This is a genomic window from Kitasatospora sp. NPDC023176 (genome assembly GCF_055560495.1).
The window spans coordinates 173,318-197,359 of record NZ_JBVHIP010000016.1 but is presented as its reverse complement, the minus strand read 5'-3'; the positions used below and the strand labels follow the sequence as shown (position 1 = coordinate 197,359).

The 24,042-nt window shown below is 74.4% G+C and carries 7 protein-coding genes; all 7 read right to left on the bottom strand.

Going from position 1 to position 24,042, the window contains the following annotated elements; translation table 11 throughout:
* On the bottom strand, window positions 1-7,476 hold a 7,476-nt coding region (locus ACZ3YL_RS22775), incomplete at its 3' end, for an amino acid adenylation domain-containing protein (protein WP_465659406.1).
* A 124-nt stretch (window positions 7,477-7,600) separates the two neighbouring features.
* Window positions 7,601-7,807 carry an MbtH family protein gene (locus tag ACZ3YL_RS22770; RefSeq protein WP_465659404.1) on the bottom strand — a complete coding sequence of 69 codons (207 nt, stop codon included), beginning with the start codon at window positions 7,805-7,807 and terminating at the stop codon, window positions 7,601-7,603.
* A gap of 63 nt (window positions 7,808-7,870) precedes the next feature.
* Window positions 7,871-18,115 carry an amino acid adenylation domain-containing protein gene (locus ACZ3YL_RS22765; protein WP_465659403.1) on the bottom strand — a complete coding sequence of 3,415 codons (10,245 nt, stop codon included), beginning with the start codon at window positions 18,113-18,115 and terminating at the stop codon, window positions 7,871-7,873.
* A gap of 210 nt (window positions 18,116-18,325) precedes the next feature.
* Window positions 18,326-19,648 (bottom strand): serine hydrolase domain-containing protein, encoded by a 1,323-nt coding sequence (locus ACZ3YL_RS22760; protein ID WP_465659402.1) that lies wholly within the window; start codon window positions 19,646-19,648, stop codon window positions 18,326-18,328.
* Between the two features lie 129 nt (window positions 19,649-19,777).
* Window positions 19,778-21,172, bottom strand: coding sequence for a sensor histidine kinase (locus tag ACZ3YL_RS22755; RefSeq protein WP_465659401.1), 1,395 nt, complete (start codon window positions 21,170-21,172; stop codon window positions 19,778-19,780).
* Between the two features lie 22 nt (window positions 21,173-21,194).
* The gene (locus tag ACZ3YL_RS22750; RefSeq protein WP_465659399.1) at window positions 21,195-21,869 is read right to left on the bottom strand and encodes a response regulator; all 675 of its coding nucleotides are present in this window, start codon (window positions 21,867-21,869) and stop codon (window positions 21,195-21,197) included.
* 194 nt (window positions 21,870-22,063) lie between these two features.
* Window positions 22,064-24,034 carry an ABC transporter permease gene (locus ACZ3YL_RS22745; protein WP_465659387.1) on the bottom strand — a complete coding sequence of 657 codons (1,971 nt, stop codon included), beginning with the start codon at window positions 24,032-24,034 and terminating at the stop codon, window positions 22,064-22,066.
* Between the last annotated feature and the right edge of the window lie 8 nt (window positions 24,035-24,042).

Below are 24,042 nucleotides of genomic sequence, written 5' to 3'. Positions count from 1 at the left end.
GGTGGCGAGGTGGGTGCGTAGTTCGGTGGGGGTGGTGGGGGTGGTGGTGACGGTGTAGGCGGTGAGGCGGTGGTGGCCGTCGGGGGTGGGGTGGGTGGTGACGAGGGTTTCGTGGATGTGGGGGTGGGTGAGGAGGGCGGTTTCGATTTCGCCGAGTTCGATGCGGTAGCCGCGGATCTTGACTTGGTGGTCGGCGCGGCCGAGGTGTTCGAGGGTGCCGTCGGGGAGCCAGCGGGCGATGTCGCCGGAGCGGTACATGCGTTGGCCGTGGGGGTGGTGGGGGAAGCGTTCGAGGGTGAGGTCGGGGCGGTGGAGGTAGTGGCGGGCGAGGCCGCCGCCGGTGACGTGGATCTCTCCGGGGATGCCGGTGGGGACGGGGTTTCCGTGGGGGTCGAGGAGGTGGATGCCGTAGCCGGGGAGGGGGCGTCCGGCGGGCAGGCGTCGTCCGGTGGTGAGGTGGTGGGGGGTGATCTCGCCGTGGGTGACGTGGACGGTGGTTTCGGTGATGCCGTACATGTTGATCAGGCGGGTGTGGTTCTGGTGGAAGGTGTTGAACCAGGTGGTGACGTGTTTGGGTTCGAGGCCTTCGCCGCCGAAGATGATCCACCGTAGTTGTGGGGGTGTGGTGTTGGTGGTTCGGGCGGCGTGTTCGACGAGTTCGCGGAAGAGTGACGGGGTCTGGTTGAGGACGGTGACGTTGTGGTGGTGGAGGAGGTGCCACATGGCGTCGGGGTTGCGGGCGGTGTCGTGGCCGATGATGACGGCGCGGCCGCCGGTGGTGAGGGCGCCCCAGAGTTCCCAGACGGAGAAGTCGAAGGCGTAGGAGTGGAAGACGGTCCACACGTCGTCGGTGTTGAAGTCGTACAGGGGTTGGGAGTTGGCCATCAGGTGGAGCACGGTGTGGTGCTCGATGGCCACGCCCTTCGGCCGGCCCGTCGACCCCGACGTGTAGATGACGTAAGCCAGGTCGGTGGCGGTGGCACCGGACTGCGGCGCCGTGGTCGGGCAGGCGGCGATGGTGGCGCCGTCCTGGTCGAGGTCGATGACCTGGACGTTCTCCGAGGGGAGGTTCCGGTTGAGGCCGTGGTGGGTGACGAGGAGGCGGGCGCCGGAGTCCTGGAGCATGTAGGCGAGGCGGTCGGTGGGGTAGGCCGGATCGAGGGGGAGGTAGGCGGCGCCGGCCTTCATGATGCCGAGCAGGCCGACGGCCATCGACAGTCCGCGTTCGACGGACAGGGCGACGAGTCGGTCCGGTCCGGCGCCGAATCCGATCAGGTGGTGGGCGAGCCGGTTGGCGGCTTCGTCCAACTCCCGGTAGCTGAGCGTCTCGTCGCCGAAGGTGACGGCCGGCGCATCGGGTGTGCGGGCGGCCTGCTCGGCGACCAGTCCGTGGATGGTGCCCGCCCAGGCGGGCACGCCCGGCACACCGCTCCACTCACCGCTCACCCGCTCCAGCTCCCCGGGCATCAGCATCGGCACGGCCGACACCCGCCGGTTCGGGTCCTCGGCGATCGCCGCGAGCAGCGCGCCGAGGTGGCCGGCCAGCCGTTCGACGGTCCCGGCGTCGAAGAGCGCGGGGTCGTAGGAGAGGGCGAAGGCCAGTTCCTCGCCTGCGTAGGCGACCAGGTTGAGCGGGTAGTTGGTGACGTCGGCGCCCTCCAGGCCGTACAGCCGGACCCCGTCGGTGGGTGAAGTGCCGCCGTCCGCCGGGAAGTTCTCGAACGCGACCAGGCTCTCGAACAGGTGGGTGCCGCGCTCGACCCCGCTCCAGCCCTGGATCTGGGTCAGCGGGACGTGTTCGTACTGCCGGGCCTCGGCCTGGGCCTGCTGGATGCCGCCCAGCCAGTCGCCGATCGGCGCGTCGCCGTCGACCTCGACCCGCACCGGGAGGGTGTTGATCAGCATGCCGACCATCGCGTCGGCGCCGGGCAGGTCGGCGGGCCGGCCGGAGACGGTCGCACCGAACACCACGTCCGGCTCGCCCGAGTAGCGGGACAGCAGCAGGCTCCAGGCCCCCTGCAGCACGGTGTTGACGGTCAGCCGGTGTTCCCGGGCGACGGTGTAGAGCCGCTGGGAGACCCCGGTCGGGATCCGGGTGAGCAGTCGGCGGGAGGACTGCGCCTGGTGCCCGGTGGCGGGCAGCCGGTCGAAGGGCAGTGCGGTCGGCTCGGTGAACCCGCCGAGCAGTCGCCGCCAGTAGGACTCGGCCTCGGCGAGGTCCTGGCGCTCCAGCCACTCCACGTACGCGGCGAACGGGCGCCGCGCGGGGAGGACCGGTCGCCGGCCGGCGACCAGGGCCCGGTAGGCGGTGGTGAGGTCGTCGAGCATCTGGAAGGTGCTCCACCCGTCCAGGAGCACGTGGTGGGAGGTGCGGACGACGCGGACGGTGGTGTCGGTGAGACGGATCAGGGCCATCCGCATCAGCGGCGCGACGGACAGGTCGATGCCCCGGGCGCGGTCCTCGGCGAGGTGCTGCTCCAGTGCGCGGGCCCGCTCCGGCTCCGGCAGGCGGCGCCAGTCGAGGTGGACCACGGGCGGTTCCACCCGCCGGTGCACCACCAGCTGGGGGCGGTCGACCCGCTCCCAGACCAGGGCGCCGCGCAGGATCTCCAGGTGGTCGGTGACGTGCTGCCAGGCCTGTTCCAGCAGGGCCGGGTCGGCGACGCCGTCGAGCAGGAAGCTGGTCTGCTCGAAGTAGGCCTGGGAGCCGGGCTCGGAGAGGGTGTGGAAGAGCATGCCGCTCTGCATCGGGGTGAGCGGGTGGATGGTCTCCACGTTCCGGCCGTCGCCGACGATCCGGTCCACGGCGTCCTGGTTCAGCCGGGCGAGCGGGAAGTCGGACGGTGTGGCGCCGCCGCTGCCGGGCCGCAGGCAGTGCTCGACCAGCTCGCGCAGCGCGGTCAGGTGCTGCTGTGCCAGCCGGGCGACCGTCGCCTCGTCGAAGACCTCGTCGGAGTAGATCCAGGTGAAACCGAGGACACCGTCCTCCACCATGCCGACGACGTCGAGCAGGTAGGGGCGGGGCTCCTCGGGCTCGTGGTCGAGGCCGAGGGCGGGCAGGCGGTCGCGGATGAGCCCGTCGACGCTGGTGGTGCCGTCCCACTGGCCCAGGTAGTTGAAGCTGATCGGGGGCAGCGGGTCGGCCAGCAGGGCGTGGCCGGGCTGCTCGGGCGCGGACAGGAAGCGCAGCGCGTCGTAGCCGAGGCCGCGGCCGGGGACGGCGCGCAGTTGCTCCTTCACGGACTTCAGCGTGGTGCCCCAGGACGGGGCTGCGGGCAGCCGCAGGGCGACCGGGTAGTGGGTGGTGAACCAGCCGACGGTGCGGGAGAGGTCGACCTGCTCGAACAGTTCCTCGCGGCCGTGCCCTTCGAGGCCGAGTACCAGGCGGTCCGTCCCGGTCCAGTCGGCCAGGGTGCGGCCGAGCGCGGCGACCAGGACGTCGTCGATCCGGGTGCGGTAGGCCGAGGGCACCCGGTGCAGCAGGTCCTCGGTCTCGGCGCGGCCGAGGCGGACCTCGACGGTGCGCTCCCGGGCGGTGACGTTGCGGCCCTCGGGGTGGTCGACGGGCAGGGCGGGGGCGTCGGCGGGGGCCACCGCGCTCCAGTGGGCGAGCTCGTGGTCGAGGCCGCCGGCCCGGACGTGCTCGGCGAGCCGTCCGGCCCAGTCCTGGTAGCTGCTGGTGCGGGGGCCGAGCTCGGCCGGGCCGCCGCGGGCGAGCCGGTCGTAGGCGGTGGCCAGGTCGTCCAGCAGGACGCGCCAGGAGACCCCGTCCATGACGATGTGGTGCACGGCGAGGAACAGCCGGGGCGCGGACCCGTCGGCGAAGCGGAGGTGCACCGCCCGGACCAGCCGGCCGGCCGACAGGTCCAGGGCCCGCTGGGCTTCGACGGCGGCGGCTTCCAGGGCCGGGGCGTCCGGGCCGCTCAGCTCACGCACGGTCAGCACGTCGTCCGGTCGGCTCCCGTACTCCTGGAGCCACTCCTCGCCGCTGCGGGTGTAGCGCAGCCGCAGGGCGTCGTGCTGGTCCAGCACCGCGTCAAGGGCGCGGGCGAGCAGCCCGGGGTCGGTGTCCGGGGCCAGTTCGACCTGGACGGACATCGCGTAGTGGTCGGGATTGACGGTGTGGGCGGCGAGGAACCAGGCCTGGATCGGGGTGAGTTCGACCCGTCCGGTGGCCGGGGTGGTCGCGGTGGCGGGCGCCGCCGAGGCCGGGGCCGTGCCCGTCACAGCGGCCAGGGCGGCGATGCTCTGGTGCAGGAACAGCAGTTTGGAGCTGAGCTGCAGACCGGCCTGCCGGGCCCGCGAGACGACCTGGATGGAGAGGATGGAGTCGCCGCCCAGGTCGAAGAAGTTGTCGTGGACGCCGACTCGTTCGACGCCGAGCACCTGGGCCCACACCTCGGCGAGGCGTTCCTCGACCGTGTCGCGCGGGGCGGTGTACTCGGTGCCGGCCGGCGCGCTTCCGGCGGTCGGTTCGGGCAGCGCCCGCCGGTCGACCTTGCCGTTGGGCGTCAGCGGCAGCCGGTCCAGGGCGGTGAAGACGGCCGGGACCATGTAGTCCGGGAGCAGCCCGGACAGGTGGGAGCGCAGCTCGGAGGCGCCGGGCGTCTCGCCCGCGCCGACGACGTACGCGGCCAGTCGGCGCCGCCCCGCGGCGTCCTGGTGGGCCAGCACCACGGCCTCGCGCACCGACGGGTGGGTCAGCAGGGCGCTCTCCACCTCGCCCAGCTCGATCCGGAAGCCGCGGATCTTGACCTGGTCGTCGGCCCGGCCGAGGAACTCCAGGTCCCCCGAGGGCAGCCGGCGGGCCCGGTCGCCGGTGCGGTACAGCCGGTCGCCGGGGACGAAGGGGCTGGCGGTGAACCGTTCGGCGGTCAGCTCGGGGCGGCCGTGGTAGCCGCGGCCGACGCCCTCGCCGCCGATCCACAGCTCGCCGGGCACCCCGATCGGGACGACGCCGCCGTGGGCGTCCAGGACGTACACCCGGGTGTCCGGCAGCGGACGGCCGATCGGGACGTACACGCTGCCGTGCAGGGACTCCTCGGTGGGGGTGAAGACGGTGGAGTCCACGGTGGCCTCGGTGCCGCCGTAGGCGTTCACCACCACCGCGTCGTGCCGGAGCCGGCGCAGCAGGGCGCGGCAGTCCTCGACCCGCCAGCCCTCCGAGCCGACCGAGAGCAGCCGAAGCAGCGGGAAGTCGTCGCCGCGCCGCTCGACCTCCTGGAGGACGGCGTTGAGCAGCGAGGGCACGATCTCCAGGCCGGTGGCTCCGGTCGCGGCGATCAGGTCGAGCAGGGCCGGGGGCTCGGTGGTGACGTCCTTGGAGGCGATGATCAGCGCGCCGCCGAAGGGGACGGAGCGGATCAGGTCGGCGAAGAAGAGGTCGACGGAGAGGCTGGAGACGGACAGGAAGCGGGGTTTGAGCTCGGCGAGCCCGTACCGGGCGTCCCAGGCGGCGCAGATGTGCCGGACGTTGCGGTGCTCGACGGCGACGCCCTTGGGGTTGCCGGTCGAGCCGGAGGTGTAGATGACGTAGGCCAGGTCGCCGGCGGTGACGGCGGTGTCCGGGGCGGTCGCGGGCCGGGCGTCGATGTCGGCCCGGTCGGCGTCCAGGTCGACCAGCCGGAGCCCGGCGGCGGGCAGCCGGTCGCGCACGGCGCCGGCGGTGACCACGATCCGGGCGCCGGAGTCGGCGAGCATGTACGACAGCCGGTCGGCGGGGAAGGCCGGGTCGAGCGGCACGTAGCCGGCGCCGGCCTTGAGGATGCCGAGCAGGCCGACGGCCATCGCGGAGCCGCGCTCCACGCTCAGGCCGACCAGCGCGCCGGGGCCGGCGCCGAGGGCGGCCAGGTGGTGGGCGAGCCGGTTGGCACGCTCGTCCAGCTCGCGGTGGGTGAGGGCGGCGTCCTCGGCGATCACGGCGACCGCGTCGGGGGTCAGCGCGGCCTGCCGGGCGATCCGTTCGTGGATCAGCGCCCGATCGCCCCCGGCGGGCAGCGCGGTGGAGTTCCAGTCGGTGACCAGCTGCCGGTGCTCCTCGGCGGTGAGCAGCGGGAGCGCCGACAGCGGGCGGTCCGGCGCGGCGATCGCGCCGTCGAGCAGCACACCGAGGTGGCCGCTCATCCGGGCGACGGTGGTCCGGTCGAAGAGTTCGGTGGAGTACTCGACCAGGCCGTGCAGCCGGCCGTCCCGCTCCTCGAACTCGAAGGTCAGGTCGAACAGCGAGGCGGCCCGCTCCAGCGGGTAGGGCGTGGTGGCGGCGCCGGGCAGGGCCAGGGTGTCGTCGGGGGTGTTGTGCAGCACGACGGTGGCCTGCACCAGGGCGGTGCGGCTCGGGTCGCGCTCGATCCGGGCGGCCTCCACCAGCTTGTCGAACGGGACGTCGCCCTGGGCGAAGGCGTTCAGCACGGTGTCCTTCACCCGGGCGGTCAACTCGGCGAAGGTAAGCGCGGGTTCGACCTGGGTGCGGAGCACGACGGTGTTGACCAGGAAGCCGACGAGCTGCTCCAGCTCCGGGTGCTCGCGGGCCGCCGAGGAGGTGCCGACGGCGATGTCCTGCTGGCCCGACCAGCGGGCCAGGACCGCCTTCACGGCGGCGGTCAGCACCATGAACGGGCTGGCGCCGTGCTCCTTGGCCAGCTGCTTGAGCCCGGTGACGGTCGGTTCCGCGAGCTCGAAGGCGTACACCGCGCCGGCGGTGGAGCGGACGGCAGGGCGGGGCCGGTCGGTGGGCAGTTCGAGCGGGGAGAATCCGCGCAGCTGCTCGCGCCACCAGTCCAGTCGGCTGTCCAGCAGCCCGTCGCGCTCCAGCCGGGCGCGCTGCCAGGAGGCGAAGTCCGGGTACTGGACGGAGACTTCGGGCAGATCGGCGGTTCGTCCGTCGAGTTCGGCGGCGTACAGCGCGCCCAGCTCGCGGGCGACGATGCCCAGCGACCAGCCGTCCGTGACGATGTGGTGCATGCCGAGCACGAACAGGTGCTCCTGCGGGGCCAGCCGGATCAGCAGCGCGCGGACCAGCGGACCGTGCCGCAGGTCGTACGGGCGGGCCATCTCGGCCCGGACCAGGGCGCGGGCGGCGTCCTCGCCGTCCGCCTCGGCGGCCGTCCACTCGGGGGCGAGTTCGGGGTGGACGAGCTGCAGGCCCCGCCCGTCCCGCGCCGTGAAGGTGGTTCGCAACGCCTCGTGCCGGGCCACCACCCCGCTGAGGGCGGCCCGCAGGGCGTCCGGGTCGAGCGGGCCGGTGATCCGCAGCGGCAGCGCCGAGTGGTAGTCGGTGTTCCCCGGCTCGAAGTCCTCCAGGAACCAGAGCCGTTGCTGCCCGTACGACATGGGCAGCTCGCCGTCCCGCGGGACCGCGGGGATCAGCGGTTCGGCCGCACCCGGCGCCGCCTGGCCGGCCAGGCGGCGGGCGAGCGCCTCGCGCAGGTGGGCGGGCAGGGCGGCGATCCGGTCTTCGCGGGCGGACGGCGTGTTCATCGGAAGAATCCCCCAGTGAGGTGGTGGTCGGGGAGGTGCGGCGGGGCCCGGGGCGGGCCCGACGACTCGGTCGGGTGGGGAGTCGTCGGGCCAAGCCCGGTCTGCTCGGTCGGACGCGCCCCGGTCAGCCCGCGGCGGGGCGAAGACTCCGCGGGCTGAGGTCGGTCCAGTGGGTCTCGACGTAGCCGAGGCACTCCTCGCGGGGCCGGTCCGCGAGGACGGTGTCCCAGCCGAGCGGGACGGCGATGCCGGTGGGCCAGAGCGAGTGCTGGCCCTCGTCGTTGACCAGGACGCTGTACGAGCGGTCGTTCTGCTCGAAGGGGTTGGACACGGGGACTCCTGTCGGGGCGTCGGGGAGATGAACGGGAGGGGCGGGGGGAGGGGGTGCGGGACGTCAGGACTGCGCGGCGGCCGCTTCCAGCTCGGCCAGTACGAGGTCCTCGACCGCGGTGGCCGTCCCGGCGACCGTCGGCCGCTCGAACAGGGCCCGCGGCGAGAGCCCGGTGCCGAACACGGCGTTGATCCGGGACACCGCGCGCAGCGACAGCAGGGAGTCGCCGCCGAGGACGAAGAAGTCGTCGTGCACGCCGACCTCGGCCACCGCGAGCAGCTCCCGCCAGATCTCGGCGATCAGCTCCTCGGTGGCGGTGCGCGGAGCCTGCCGTCCGCCGCCGGTGCCGAGCCGCTCCGCCGGGGCGGGCAGGGCCCGCCGGTCGACCTTGCCGTTGGCGGTCAGCGGCAGGGCGGTCAGCGGGACGAAGGCGGCCGGCAGCATGTGGCCGGGCAGGGTGGCCGCCAGGTGGGCGCGCAGCGCGGTGGCGTCGGGCACGGCCGCGTCGCCGGCCGGGACCAGGTAGCCGACCAGGACGGTGCGCCCGTCCTCGGTGTGCGGGACGACGGCCGCGTCGCCGACCGCCGGGTGGGTCACCAGGGCGGCCTCGACCTCGCCGGTCTCGATCCGGAAGCCGCGGATCTTGACCTGGCCGTCGCTGCGGCCGAGGAAGTCCAGCACCCCGTCGGCCCGCCAGGCGACCAGGTCCCCGGAGCGGTACATCCGTTCGCCGGGGGCGCCGTACGGGTCGGCGGTGAAGCGCTCGGCGGTCAGCCCGGCCCGGCCGTGGTAGCCGCGGGCCAGTCCGGCGCCGGCGATGTACAGCTCGCCGGGCACGCCGATCGGGGCCGGAGCCAGCGTGTCGGTGAGCACGTACACCCGGGTGTTGGCGATCGGGGCGCCCAGCGGCACGGGGCCCTCGGACCGGTCGGCGGCCAGGTCGTGGGTGGTGGTGAAGGTGGTCGCCTCGGTGGGGCCGTAGCCGTTGGTCAGCCGCAGCCCGGGGTGGGCGGCCAGCACCTTGGCGCAGTGCTCGGGGGAGAGCCGGTCGCCGCCGGCGATCAGCTGCCGCAGGTCGGCGAAGGCGTCCGGCCGCTCGTCCGCGACCTGGTGGAACAGGCCGGCGGTCAGCCACAGGTGGGTGACCTGCTGCTCCTTCAGGAACGCGCCGAGCTCGGCCGGGGTGGGCAGCCGGGGCGGGTGGACGGCCAGCCGGGCGCCGCGCAGCAGCGCCGCCCAGACCTCCAGGGTGGAGGCGTCGAAGGACAGCGAGGCGAACTGGGCGACGGTGCTGTCCGGGCCGATGTCGGTGAAGGCCGTCCCGTGCACCAGCCGGACCACCGCCCGGTGGGTGGTGAGCACGCCCTTGGGGCGGCCGGTGGAGCCGGAGGTGTAGATGACGTACGCGAGCTGGTCCGGGTGCGGCGCGGTCGCGGGGGCGGTGGCGGGGCGGGCGGCGATCCGGGCCGCCTCCCGGTCCAGGTCGACCAGCCGGGCGCCGGTGTCGGGCAGCCGGTCGCGCAGCCGCTCCTCGGTGACCAGCAGCCGCATCCCGGTGTCCTCGATCATGTACGCGAGGCGGTCGGCGGGGTAGTCCGGGTCGAGCGGCACGTAGGCGGCGCCGGCCTTGAGGACGGCGAGCAGGGCGGTGATCGCCCGCGGGCCGCGCTCCAGGCAGATGCCGACCAACTGGTCGGCTCCGGCGCCCAGTTCGGCGAGGTGGTGGGCGAGCCGGTCGGCCTGCTCGGCCAGCTCCCGGTAGCTCAGCTCGTGGACGTGACCGTCCGGGCCGGGGTGGGCGAGTGCGACCCGGTCGGGGTGGGCCGCGACGGCGGCCTCGAACAGGGCGGGCAGTCCGGCTTCCGGCAGCTCCCGGGCAGTGTCGTTCCAGGTGTGCAGGGTGAGTTCGGCCTCGTCGGCGGCCAGCATCGACAGCTCGGCCAGCCGGGCGTCGGCGGGGCCGGCGGCGATCCCGGCGAGCAGCGCGTCCAGCCGGTCGGCGAGCCGGGCGACGGTCCGCGGATCGTACAGCTCGGTGTCGTAGGCGAGGGTGTAGTCCAGGCCGTCGCCGCCGTACGCGATCAGGTTGAGCGGGTAGTGTGCGGCGATGGTGCCCGCCAGTTCGCGCACCCGCAGCCCGTGCGCCAGCGCCGCCTGCTCGTCCACCGGGTAGTTCTCGAACACCATCAGGGTCTGGAACAGGGCGGTGCCGCGGGCGAGTTCGCTCCAGGACTGGATCTGCGGCAGGGCGGCGTACTCGTACTGGCGGTCCTCGACCTGGCGGTGCTGGAGATCGGCCAGCCAGTCGGTGACCCGCGCGGACTCCTCGACCCGGACCCGCACCGGCAGGGTGTTGATCAGCATGCCGACCATCGCGTCCGCGCCGGGCAGGTCGGTGGGGCGGCCGGAGACGGTGGTGCCGAAGACGACGTCCGGCTCCCCGGCGTGCCGGGCCAGCAGCAGCGCCCAGGCGCCCTGGAGCACCGTGTTGACGGTGAGCCGGTGGCGGCGGGCGAACTCGTGCAGCCGCTCGGCGGCGGGTGCGGGCAGCCGGCGGGCGCACTTCCCGTCGGCGCCGGCGCCCTGCCCGCCGGCGGTGCGGCGCAGCGCGGGCAGCGGGGTCGGGGCCGGGAAGCCGGCCAGCGCCGCGCGCCAGTAGGACTCGGCCGCGCCGTGGTCCTGCCGTTCCAGCCAGTCGACGTAGTCGCGGAACGGCCGGTGACCGGGCAGTTCGGGCTCCCGGCCGGCGGCCAGTGCCGCGTGCACGTCGTAGGTGCGGGCGAGCAGGGTGAAGGTGGACCAGCCGTCGAGCAGGACGTGGTGGAAGGCGCAGACCACCCGGACGGAATCGGCCGACAGCCGGACCAGGGTCAGCCGCATCAGCGGGGCGGTGCCAAGGTCCAGCGGGGTGGCGCGGTCCTCGGCCAGCAGCCGCTGCTCGGCCGCCCGCTGCTCGGTGTCGGTCAGCTCCCGCCAGTCCAGGTGGGTGACGGGCAGTTCGGCCTGTCGCTCGACCACCAGCAGCGGGCGTTCGAGGTCCTGCCAGACCGCCCGGGCGCGCAGGACGTCGAACCGGGAGGCGGTCAACTGCCAGGCACGGGCCAGCAGTTCCGGGTCGGTCACGCCGTCCAGGACGAAGCTCAGCTGCTCGAAGTAGGCGCTCGGCTCGGCCAGGCCGTGGAACAGCATGCCGCTCTGCACCGGGGTGAGCGGGTGGACGTCCTCGATGCCGCGGCCGTCGCCGACGATCCGGTCCAGGGCCGCCTGGTCGAGCCGGGCCAGCGGGAAGTCGGACGGCGTGGCGCCGCCGCTGCCGGGCCGGAGGCAGTGCGCCACCAGCTCGCCCAGCGCGGCCAGGAAGGCCTCCGCGAGTCGCCGCACCTCGGCGGTCGCGTGCACGGCGGGGGCGTGGATCCAGTCGATCCGCAGCTCGCCGTCGCCGACCTGGGCGACGATGTCGATCAGGTGCGGGCGGTGCTCGTCCGGGGCCTGGTCGGCGCCCGGCGCGTCCAGCCGGCCCCGGATCAGCCCTTCGGAGCTGGTGGTGCCGTCCCACTGGCCGAGGTAGTTGAAGCTGAGCTGCGGCTGGGCGGCGTCGGCCAGCGCGCGGTGCGCCGGGCTGCCGGGCGCGGCGAGGTGGCGCAGCGCGCCGTAGCCCAGGCCGTGGCCGGGGACGGCCCGCAGTCGCTCCTTGACCGACTTCAGTGCCTCGCCCCAGCCGCCGGCCGGCACGTCCAGGGTGACGGGGTGGATGGTGGTGAACCAGCCGACGGTGCGGGACGAGTCGAGGTCGGCGAACAGCTCCTCGCGGCCGTGGCCCTCCAGGGCGATCGTCACCGGGGCGCCCGCCCAGTCCCGCAGGACCCGGCCGAGGGCGGTGAGAAGCACGTCGTTGATCCGGGTGCGGTAGGCGGCCGGGACGCGCTGGAGCAGTGCCTCGGTCTCGGCGCGGCCGAGCCGCACGCTGACGGTGCGCGCCGCGCCGAAGGTGTTCGGGCGGTCGCCGTCGGAGCCGCCGGGCAGCGGGCGTACGGCTGCCGAGGCCTGCTGCCAGTAGGGGAGTTCGGAATCGAGGCCGCCGTCGCGAACGTGCTCGGCGAGCCGCCGCGACCACTGCTGGAAGCTGCTGGTCTTGGCGCCGAGCTCGACCGGGCGGCCCGCGCCGAGCTGCCGGTAGGCGGTGTCGAGGTCCTGGAGCAGGATCCGCCAGGACACCCCGTCCATCGCCAGGTGGTGGACGGTCACGAACAGCCTGGGCGCCCGGGCGTGGCCGAGCCGGAAGAAGACGGCCCGCACCAGGGTGCCCTCGGCCAGGTCGAGTCCGCTCTGGGCGGCGAGCGCGGTGCGGTGCAGTTCGGCGTCCTGCTCCTCGGCGGGCAGCGCGGAGAGGTCCCGGACGGCGAGCCGTCCGGCGTGCCAGCGGGTCTCGCCGTACTGCTGAACCCACTCAGGGCCGCTGCGGGTGTAGCGCAGCCGCAGTGCGTCGTGGTGGTCGACGACCGCGCCGAGCGCCCGGTCCAGCAGCACGGTGTCCGTCCCGGGGGCCAGTTCGAGCTGCGCGGACATGGTGAAGTGGCCCGGGGCGACGGTGTGTTCGGCGAAGAACCAGCGCTGGATCGGGGTCAGCGCGACCTCCCCGGCGACCACGGCCGGGGCGGTGGCGGGTGCTTCGTCGAGCGTCCCGGCCACGGCGGCCAGCGCGGCGACGCTCTGGTGTACGAAGATCATCTTGGAGGTCAGGCGCAGCCCGGCCTGCCGGGCCTGGGAGACCACCTGGATGGAGAGGATGGAGTCGCCGCCCAGGTCGAAGAAGTTGTCGTGGACGCCGACGCGCTCCACTCCCAGGACCTCGGCCCACACGGCGGCGAGCACCCGCTCGGCCTCGTCCCGGGGCGCGGTGTACTGCGTCTCCGCCCGGCCGGCCCGCAGATCGGGCTCGGGCAGTGCGCGCCGGTCCACCTTGCCGCTGGGGGTCAGCGGCAGCCGGTCCAGCGGTACGAACAGCGCGGGGATCATGTAGTCCGGGAGCGTGCCGGTCAGGTGCGCGCGCAGCTCGCCCGCGGCTGGGGCGGGGTCGGCGACCAGGTAGGCGACCAGGCGCTTGCGCCCGGCCTCGTCCTGGTGGACCACCACGGCGGAGTCGCGGACGTCCGGGTGGCGGCCCAACGCGGTCTCGATCTCGCCGAGTTCGATCCGGAAGCCGCGGATCTTGACCTGGTCGTCGGCGCGGCCGAGGTACTCCAGGGTGCCGTCGGGGCGGCGGCGGGCGATGTCGCCGGAGCGGTACATCCGCTCGCCCGGGGCGCCGTACGGGTTGGCGGTGAAGCGCTCGGCGGTCAGGCCGGGGCGGGCGTGGTAGCCGCGGGCCAGGTTCGGCCCGGCGAGGTAGAGCTCGCCCGGGACGCCGACCGGCACCGGCTGGAGCCGGGCGTCCAGCAGCAGGACCCGGGTGCCGGGCAGCGGGGTGCCGATCGGCGGGACGGCGTCGCCGGCCAGCGGGCCGCTCATGGTGGCCACCACGGTGCCTTCGGTGGGGCCGTAGGCGTTGATCATCCGGCGGCCGGCCGACCAGCGGGCCACCAGGTCGCCGGTGCCCGCCTCGCCGCCGATGGCGAGGGCGCGCAGCCCGTCCAGGCCGTCCGGGGTCAGGGTGGCCACCGCGGAGGGTGCCAGCAGGGCGTGGCTGATCCGCCGCTCGCGCAGGAAGTCCTGGAGCGCCTCGCCGACGATCGGGCCGTGCGGGGGCAGGACCAGGGTGGCGCCGGCGGGCAGGGCCATCAGGATCTCCATCACCGCGCCGTCGAAGGAGGACGAGGCGAACTGCAGCACCCGGCTGTCCGGGGTGACGGCCAGCCGTTCGGCCAGCGCGGCGGCCAGACCGGCGATGCCGGAGTGCGGCACCAGGACGCCCTTGGGGGTGCCGGTGGAGCCGGAGGTGTAGATCATGTACGCCAGGTCGGCGGGGCGCGGGCGCCCGGCGGTCGGGCCGGTGGGCCGGGCGGCGATCCGGTCGGCCTGCGCGGTCAGGTCCACCGACACCGCTTCGGTGGCGGGCAGTTCGCCGAGCAGCTCGGTGCGGGTGACCACGATCCCGGCGCCGGAGTCGGCGAGCATGAAGGCCAGCCGGTCGGCCGGGTAGTTCGGGTCCAGCGGCAGGTAGGCGGCGCCGGACTTCATGATGCCGAGCAGGCCGACCAGCAGTTCGGTGCCGCGCTCCAGGCAGAGGCCGACGATGCGGCCCGGTCCGGCGCCCAGCTCGGCGAGGTGGTGGGCGAGCCGGTCGGCCCGTTCGTCCAGCTCGCGGTAGCTCAGGGTGCCGTGCCGGTCCTCCACGGCGGGCGCGTGCGGGCGGCGGCGGGCCTGCTCCTCGATCAGCTCGGTGAAGGTCGGGGGCTCCGGCGCGGCGGTGGCCGGGGCGGGCAGCAGTTCGTGCCGCTCGGCCTCGGTCAGCATCGGCAGGGTGGCCAGCACCCGGCCGGGCTCCGCGGCGGCGGCCGCCGCCAGGGTGCTCAGGTGCCCGGCGAGGCGCACCACCGTCGCCCGGTCGAACAGCGCGGTGCTGTAGCCGATCCGGGCGGTCAGGCCGCCGTCGGTCTCGAAGAACTCGACGGTCAGGTCGAAGGGCGCGGCCTCGCGGTGCACGGGGTGGTCGGTGACGGTGATGCCGGGCAGTTCCAGGGCGTCCCCGGGTGCGTTCTGCAGCACCACCATGGCCTGGACCAGGGGGGTGCGGCTGGCGTCCCGCTCCGGCTGGACGGCCTCCACCAGCCGTTCGAAGGGCACTTCCTCGTGGGCGAAGGCCGCCAGCACGGTCTCCTTGACGGCAGCCAGGAACTCCGCGAAGGACTGCTCCGGTTCGACCCGCGAGCGCAGCACCACGGTGTTCACCAGGAAGCCGACCAGGCCCTCCAGGTCGGCGCGGTCGCGGCCGGAGGAGGCGGTGCCGACCGCGATGTCCGGCTGGGCGCAGTAGCGGGCGAGGACGGCCTTGACGACGGCGGTCAGCACCATGAACAGGGTGGCGGACTCGGCGCGGGCCAGCTCGCGCAGCGCCGCGGCGGTCGCGTCGGGCAGCCGGAAGGAGTGCACCGCGCCGGCCGAGGAGCGCACCGGCGGGCGGGGCCGGTCGGTGGGCAGCTCCAGCGGGGTGACGCCGGCCAGCTGCTCGCGCCACCAGTCGAGGTGGCGGTCGAGCAGCGCTCCGTCGGCCAGTCGGCCGCGCTGCCACTGGGCGAAGTCCGGGTACTGGACGGGCAGTTCGCCGAGCTGCGCGGCGCGCCCGGTGACCCGGGCGGTGTACAGCCCGCCCAGCTCCCGGCGGACCACGCCCATCGACCAGCCGTCGGTGACGATGTGGTGCATGCCGAGCACGCACACGTGCTGCTCGGCGGCCAGCCGGACCAGCAGCACCCGGAACGCCGGGCCGGTGTGCAGGTCGTAGGCCCGGGAGGTCTCGGCGCCGACCAACTCGTCCAGCCGTTCCTCGCGCAGCCCGTCGGGGGTGGCGGTGAGGTCCACGGTGCGCCACTGCGGCGGCAGTCCGGGGTGGACGACCTGGACGCCGTGGCCGTCGATCACCCCGAAGGTGGTGCGCAGCGACTCGTGGCGCCGCACCAGGTCGCCCACCGCCGCGCGCAGCGCCTCCTCGTCGAGCGGGCCGGCCAGCCGCAGCCCGAGCGCGGTGTGGTACTCGGCGCTGCCCGGGTCGAAGTCCTCCAGGAACCACAGGCGTTGCTGACCGAAGGACATCGGCAGCACGCCGTCGCGGGGCACGGCCGGGATCGGCTGCTCGGCGGTGGAGTCGGCGGGCGCCACGGTGGCGGCGAGCTCGGCGATGGTGGGGGCGTCGAAGAGGATCCGCGGCGGCAGCTTCACCCCGAGCGCGGCCCGTAGCCGGGAGACGGCCCGGACGGCCAGGATCGAGTTGCCGCCCAGCTCGAAGAAGTCGTCGTGCACCCCGACGGCCTCGACCCCGAGGACGTCGGACCACACGCCGGCGATGGTCGCCTCGACGGGCGTGCTCGGCGGGGCCGCGGCCCGGGCGCCCGCGCGCAGCGCGCCCGGGCCGGGCAGCGCCCGGCGGTCGACCTTGCCGTTCGGGGTGAGCGGCAGGGTGTCGAGGACCAGGACGGCCGAGGGGACCAAGTGCTCGGGCAGGGCGGTGGCGAGGTGGGCGCGCAGCGCGTCACCGTCCGGGCGGCGCCCCTCGGTGGGGGAGACGTAGCCGACCAGGTTGGTGTTGTGGGTGACGACGGCGGCCTGGGCGACGTCGGGGTGGAGGGCTAGCGCGCTCTCGATCTCGCCGAGTTCGATCCGGAAGCCGCGGATCTTGACCTGGTCGTCGGCGCGGCCGAGGTACTCCAGGGTGCCGTCGGGGCGGCGGCGGGCGATGTCGCCGGTGCGGTACATCCTCCCGCCTCGCCCGCCACCGGACAGGGGCCCATCGCCGGGGGCGCCGAAGGGGTTGGCCACGAAGCGCTCGGCGGTCAGGCCCGGCCGGCCGTGGTAGCCGCGGGCCAGGCCGACGCCGGCCAGGTAGAGCTCGCCGCGCACCCCGACCGGGACGGGCCGCAAGGCCTCGTCCAGCAGGTGGACCTGGAAGTTGGCGATCGGCGTGCCGATCGGGGGCACCGTCGCGCCGCTCAGCGGGGCGCTCATGGTGGCGCACACGGTGGTCTCGGTGGGGCCGTACGCGTTGACCATCCGGCGGCCCGCGGACCAGCGGGCCACCAGGTCGGCGGTGCTGGCCTCGCCGGCCACGATCAGGGTGGCCCCCTCGGGCAGGCCCCGGCCCTCGGGCAGCACCGCGACGGTGGCCGGGGTCAGGGTCGCGTGGGTGACGCCGTGCTCGGCGGCCCAGGCGGCCAGCGGCTCGCCCGGCGCGAGCGTCTCCTTGCTGCCCATGACCAGCGTCGCGCCGGTCAGCAGGCCCATGCTGACCTCCCAGAACGCGGCGTCGAAGCTGGCGGAGGCGAACTGCAGGACCCGCGAGCCGGGGGTGACGTCGAAGGCCTCGGCCTGGACGGCGGCCAGGTTGCCGATCCCGGCGTGCGGGACGAGCACGCCCTTGGGGCGGCCGGTGGAGCCCGAGGTGTAGATGGCGTACGCGAGGTCGTCCGGGCGCAGCTCCACCTCGGGGGCGGTGTCCGGCCGGGCGGCGATGGCGGCCCGGTCCGCGATCAGGTCGACCAGGACGGCGTCGCTGCCGGACAGCCGGTCGCGCAGGTTCCGCTGGGTGAGGACGAGCCGGGCGCCGGAGTCCTGGAGCAGGTAGCCGAGGCGGTCGGCGGGGTAGTCCGGGTCGAGCGGCAGGTAGGCGGCGCCGGCCTTCATGATGCCGAGCAGGCCGGCCGCCATCGCGGCGCCGCGCTCCACGCACAGGCCGATCAACTGGCCGCGTTCGGCGCCGAGTCCGATCAGGTGGTGGGCGATCCGGTTGGCCCGTTCGTCGAGTTCGCGGTAGCTGATCCGCTCCCGTTCGTCGACCACCGCGAGGGCGTCCGGCCGGGTGCCGGCCCAGGCCGCGAACAGCTCGGGGAAGCTGCCGGTGGGCACCTCGCGGGCGGTGTCGTTCCAGGCCCGGACGGCCCGCTCGGCTTCCTCGGGGGCGAGCAGCGGCAGCGCGGTCAGCGGCCGGGTCGGGTCGGCGCCCGCCGCGGTGAGCAGGACGGCCAGCTGGTCGGCGAGCCGGGCCGCGGTGTCCCGGTCGAACAGGGCGGTGGCGTACCGGATCCGGATCCGGCGCTCCCCGGCGAGCACCTCGACGCACAGGTCGAGCGGGTCGAACGCGCGGTGTGCCAGCGGGAGTTCGTCGGTGAGGGCGACCACGGCCTGGACGAAGGGGGTGGTGCTGGTGTCCTGCCTCGGGGCCAGCGCCTCGACCAGCTCGGAGATCGGGACGCCGTCGTTGGCGAGCGTCTCGGCGAGGTCGGCGGCGGTGCGGCGCAGCAGCGCGTCGAAGCCGGCGGCCGGGTCGACGGCGGTGCGCAGCGTGAGGGTGTGCCCGGTGCGGGGGGAGACCGCGCCGAGCGCGACGTCCTCCTGGCCGGAGTGGCGCATCAGCACCGCGATCGCTGCCGCGGTGAGCACCGTGGACGGGGCGGTGTCGTGGGCCCGGGCGAGGTCGGCCAGCGCGGCCGCCGCGCCGGCCGGGAGGGCGCGTTCGCAGCTCGCGGTGTCGGCGGTCCGCACCACTGGACGCGGTCGGTCCGTGGGCAGTTCGAGCGGGGCGACACCCGCCAGCCGCTTCCGCCAGAACGCCACCTGGTGGGGGACCGCACGGTTGACCGGCATGTCGGGGCGAGCCACGGTTGTACCTCCAGAAAGGCCGGCGTCAGCACGGGGGCATGCCGAGGGGAGCCCCTGGTGACGGGCCGGCGACGGGGAGAGCGGGGGAACGGTGGGCCGCGGCGCGGGAACGGGGACGCGCGGCGGGGGCCGGCGGAGTCGAGGGGGCGCCGGGGGACGGTGGTGGTGGGGGGAGAGACGCTGGGGGTGGTGGGGCGGGGGAGGGGAGGGTCAGGCGGCGGTGCGCCGGGCGGAGCGTCCGCTGAGCTGGAGCACCACGGCCTCGCCGGTCACCGGGTCGGTGACGAACCGGCCGGTGTAGGCGGCCTCCTGGGCGTCCAGACGCCGGGCGGTGAACACCGACCGGCCGTGCAGGGCCAGCTCGGCGACCAGGCCGGTGCCGTCGGACAGCCGCAGACCGGTGGGGTGGCTGCGGACGGAGAAGGAGGTGTCGCCGTTGCGGTAGTCGCCGACCAGGCGGTCGGCGGCGAGCGGTTGGGCGGGGGCGGGCAGCCGGGGGCGATACTCGCCGACGGCCAGGCCGAGTTCGCGCAGCGAGCCCACCAGGTCGGCCCAGAGCAGGGTGCCGGTGGTGGAGTTGGTGGTCAGCGCCAGCGCGGTGCCGCTCGCCGGGTGGAAGCGCAGGTGGGCGGTGCCGCCGTCGACGGTGCCGTCGTGGCCGAGCCAGACGCCGTCCGGGGAGTCGTAGCGGGCCAGGCCGAGGCCCCAGCCGTCGGCCATGCCGAAGGCGTCGGCGCCGGGGGCGAGTCGGGCCAGCTCGGCCCGGACCTCGCCGGGGAGCAGCACCTCGGCGTCGGGGTGGTCGCCCAGGTGGAGCCGGGCGAAGCGGACCAGGTCGTCCGCGCTGGCGGCGAGGCCGCTGGCCGGCGCCCAGCTGTGCGGCAGGAACAGTCCCACCGGGCGCGCCGAGCCGTCGCCGGGACGGACGGTGTGGCAGGTGGCGAGCGCGCGGGAGCGGTCGGCGGAATCCTGCGGCAGCAACGGGTCGATGCCGAGCGGGCGGAGCAGGAAATTCTCCAGGGCCGCCCGCCACTTCATATCCGTGACGTATTCGATGGCCCGGCCGAGCAGGTTGTAGCCGGTGTTCGAGTAGGAGAAGCAGGTGCCGGGCGCATTCAGCAGCCCGGTGTTCGCGACACTGGCCGCGTACCGGATCAGTGAGGCGTCCTCGTGGTTGTCGAGTTCGTGGTCGGCGACCAGTGCGGCGGTGTGGCTGAGCACCTGCCGAATTGTCACGGACGACAACTCGCCGGCCGCCGGGGTGCTCAACTCCGGTACGTGCTCTGCGATTCGATCGTCGAGGTCGATATCGCCGTCGGCGGCCAGCTGGGCGATGACGGTGGCGGTGAAGGCCTTGGTGACGGAGCCGAGCGCGAAGGCGGTTTCCGGGGTGACCGGATCGGTGCCGCCGACCTGGGTGACGCCGGTGACGACGGACCTGGTCCGACCGTTTCGGTACACGGTCAACTGGGCGCCGGGAACCGCGTGATCGCGTGCCGCGGCGGCCAGTCTGACGGCGAGGTGCGCATCCATGTTTCCCCCTTCATCGAGTGCACCGGTGCGGGTAGCCGCACCGTCGATGGTGCGGTTACCCGCACCATCCATCCTCGATCAGATGTTCAGAGAAGGGCAAGATCTTTCCGTATGGGGAAAAGCCGCAGGTCAGACCGGAGTCACGGACCAGGGCAGAGTGGCCCGTACGGTGGTGGGCCCGCCGGGCGGGCTGCTGACGTCCAGTCGGCCGTTGATCGCGGCGGCCCGGTCCTCCAGGCCGCGCAGGCCGGTGCCCACGGTCGGGCTGGCCCCGCCCACGCCGTCGTCCGTGACCGAGACCACCAAACGGTCGTCACCCTGTTCGAGTGCGATGTGGATGGCCGTGGCACCCGCGTACTTCGCGGTGTTGGCGAGGCATTCCGCGATGACGTAATAGGCGGTCGACTCCACCCGGACATCCGGCCGCCGGTCCAGATTGCTGGAAATCGAGACGGGTACGTGAAAGCGTTCCGTCAGGGCCGTCACGGCGGCGTCCAGACCGCGGTCGCTCAGTATCGGCGGCTGGATCCCGCGGACCAGGTCGCGGATTTCCTCGATGGCCTTCTCGACTTCCTGGTGCGCCTCGCCGACGACCGCCGCCAGGTATTCCGCGTCGTCACTGCGGCGCAATCGGGCGTGCGAGAGGTGCATCAGCAGTGCGGCCAACCGGGCTTGGGCGCCGTCGTGCAGATCGCGTTCCACCCGGCGGAAATCGGCGTCGTTCACCCGCAGCGCCGCGATCCGCTGGCGCTCGGCGGCGGCCTCCCGCCGCCGGGTCTCGGTCTGCTCGATCCGGCCGAGCACCCGGCGCACCATCCGGGCGCGCAGCCGGCCCAGCCACAGCAGCAGGCCCAGCAGCAGGACGAAGACCACCACCGAGCAGACGGCGACCAGCAGCCGGCTGACGGCGGAGTCCACCACGATGTTGTTGCCGGGGCCGAAGGCCAGCTGGTCGGGCGGGCCGATCGGCAGCGCCACCACGAAGGCGACCACCGGGACGGCCAGCGCGGCCAGCGGCGCCAGCCAGACCGTGCCGAGCAGCAGCAGCCCCAGGTAGCCGATGTCGTCCCAGGTCGCCTCGGGCGGGCGGTGCCGCTCCCGGCGCAGGGCGAGGGCCCGCAGCACCGGCTCCCGCGGCCCGTCGACGCCGTGCACGAAGCGGGCGAGCAGCTGCTCCAGCTCGGCGACGGCGCGCAGCAGCGGCAGGCTGAAGGAGATGCCGTCACGCAGGAAGGCCAGCCGGGCGGGCATGTCCCGCAGGTGCTCGCGCCAGGTCCGGCTGGGCCGGGCCGGCTGCTCGGGCGCGGAGCCGGCCGGTCCGGGGCGGGCCACCCGGTGGAACGCCGTGCTGAGCGCCCGGACGCAGAGCACCACCAGCATCGGCAGGCCGACCAGCAGCGCCCAGGACAGCACCCGCAGGACCAGTGAGAGGACGACCAGCGGCGCCAGCAGGAGGCCCACCAGGCTGCCGACGGAGAGGTAGATGAGCCCTGCGGCGGCCCGGTACGGGCTCGGCAGTTTCACGTGCGGCGGGGACACTGCGGCGTCAGCGGCTCTCGTCCGCGGCCAGCCGGTCGATGCCGCGCAGATAGTCCAGGACGGCCAGTACGCGCCGGTGGCTCTCCCCGGAATTCGGAATGCGCAGCTTTCCCAGGATCGCCGTGACGTGTTTCTCCACGGCCCGCTCGGAGATGTTCAGCCGATTGACGATCCCCATATTCGTCAGACCGGTCGACATGAGTTCCAGCACCTGGTGCTCGCGCGGGGTCAGCAATTCCGCGGCGCGCTTCTCGCGGGGACTCCCGATGAATTGCCGGAAGAGGTCCGGGTCGAGGACGGTCTCGCCCTTCCCGACCCGCTGGAGGGCGGCCAGGAATTCCGCGAAGTCACCGATCCGCTGCTTCAGGAGGTAGCCGGTGCCGCCCCGGGCGTTGCTCACCAACTGCTGCGCGTAGGTGTGCTCCACGTACTGGGACAGCAGCAGCACGGCCGGGCCGCCGTCCAGTCGCTGGATTTTCACGGCCGCCCGGATGCCCTCGTCGGTGTGGGTCGGGGGCATCCGGACGTCCATGATCACCACGTGCGGACAGGTCTCCCGGACGACATCGAGGACATTTGTGGCATCGCCCAGCGAAGCCACCACCTCTATTCCCTCGTCCGCCAGCAGCCTCGCCATTCCGGCCCGTAGGAGAGCGGAATCCTCCGCGATCGCGACGCGCATGGCGACTCCTGAATAGTGGGTCCACGCCGGGTGGCGGGCACAAACCTTGAATGATGAACATAAACGTGATCGCTCATCAGTTGGGGCTCAGCATAGGCACGGCGGACCGACTGACGCTACGCCCGTCGGCCCCCACGACCGGCACGACCACGACCGGCACGACCGCTGCCGGCCGACGACTACCGGGGCGACGACTACTGGCGCGATCCGGCGCTCCCGACGCTCACCCGCCGCAACAGGTGCCCGGTGGCGGCGAGGCTCACCGTCACGCTCGTCAGCAGACAGGCCGCGAACAGCGTGCCGAGGAACTGCCACGGCACGCTCAGCGGCGTCGTACCCCCGAACACCGTGAGCGCCCCGCGGTAGGCGCGTACCCCGAGGGTCACCACCGCGGCCGCCACCGCCGCCCCCAGCAGCGTGGTGGAGACCGACTCCCACAGCGCCATCCGCCGTACCTGCCCGGCGCTCACGCCCAGCATCCGCATCGCCGTGATCTCCCGGCCCCGGCGGCTGTACGACATCACCAGGGTGCTGCCCACCGCGATCAGCGCGTACAGGCAGCCGGGCACCGTCAACACCAGCAGCACCAGGCGGTTGAGCCGCTCCTGATCGGTGCTGTGGTGGTCGAACCAGGTCGCACTCGGCACCACCCGCACCCGGTCCGCCCCCAGCTCGGCGGTCAGCGCCGCGGCCGCCTCCCCGGCCACGCCCGCCGCCGCGGGCGTCAGCAACACGCTCGCCCGCTCCGGCGCGCCGGCCGCGGCCGCCGCCGAGGCCGGCAGCAGCAGGTGCGGCACCGCCGAGCCGCCCTCCAGCACCGCGCTCACCCGGGCGTTCACCGGACGGCCGCCGAACAGCCCGTACGTGACGGTGCTACCGGCGTGGAAGCCGTACCAGGAGGCGAACTCCTTGGACACCGCGACGGTGTCCGGCACCAGCGGCGCCACCGTGCCCTCGGCGGCAGTGATCCGGTGCGTCCGGGACAGCTCGACCGGGTCGACCACCGCCGCCTGCTCCTTCCAGGCCGTGGTCGGCCCGGCCACCGCGAGGTCCAGCGCGGCCGGCGCCGACACCGCCGCCACCCGCGGGTCGCCGCGCAGCGCGGCCAGCTGCCGCGCGCTCAGCCCGTCGGCCCCGACGGGCTCGACCACCAACTGCCCGGCCGTACGGGCCCGGTCGTCGGCCGCGCTGGCCGCCCCGGCCGTGGACAGCACCGTGGTGAACACCCCGACGATCGCCGTGATCGCCAGCACCGGCCCCACCAGCGCCGCCGTCCGCCGCCGCGAGGCACGGACCGACTCCGCGGCCAACCGCCCCGCCACCGGATCGCTCAGCCGCAGCGGCAGCGACAGCAGCCGCAGCACCGGCGGCAGGTACAGCGGCCCCAGCAGCGAGGCCGCGACCGCCAGCGCCATGGTGCCGAACAGCGCGAGCGGCGTGGTCGCCTCCTCCCCGGCGCCGGAGGTCAGCGCCACCATCGCGCCGCCGCCCACCAGCGCCAGCACCCCGGCCACCGCCCGCCCGGCCGTCATCGGCCGGGAGTCCAGGTCCGCCTCGCGCAGCGCCTCCACCGGCCGCGCCTTCGCCGCGCGCTTGGACGCCGCCACCATCCCGAGGAAGGCCAGCAGCAGCCCGGTGCCCGCCGCGAACACCAGCGGCCAGAACAGCGGGCCCGGCCTCAGCTCCACCGGCGACAGGCCGGTCCCGTTCAGCGCCCGCACGGTGGCGGGCGCCGCCACGGCCGCCAGCACGCAGCCGACCGCGGCGGCCGGCACCGCCACCACGAAGGACTCGCCCAGCACCATCCGGCGCACCTGCGGCCCGCCCGCGCCGACCAGCCGCAGCAGCCCCATGTCCCGCCGCCGCAGGGCGATCCCGAAGGCGCAGGTGCCCGCGACCACGAAGACCGTGACGAACCCCGACACCACCCCGCCCATGGCCAGCACGGACTGCACCCCGCCCAGGTCGGCCTGGCCGGTGGTGACCGTGTGCGAGCCGCCGGCCTGGTCGGTGAGCGTCACCGAGGCCGTACCGGCGGCGGCCGGCACCACCCAGGTGGCCGCCAGCGCCGAGGCCGAGACCCCGACCAGGCCGACACCCAGCGCCAGCGCCACGAACGTCCCCGCGAACAACGCCCAGTAGTGGCGCACCGATTGCACCGACATCCGCCACA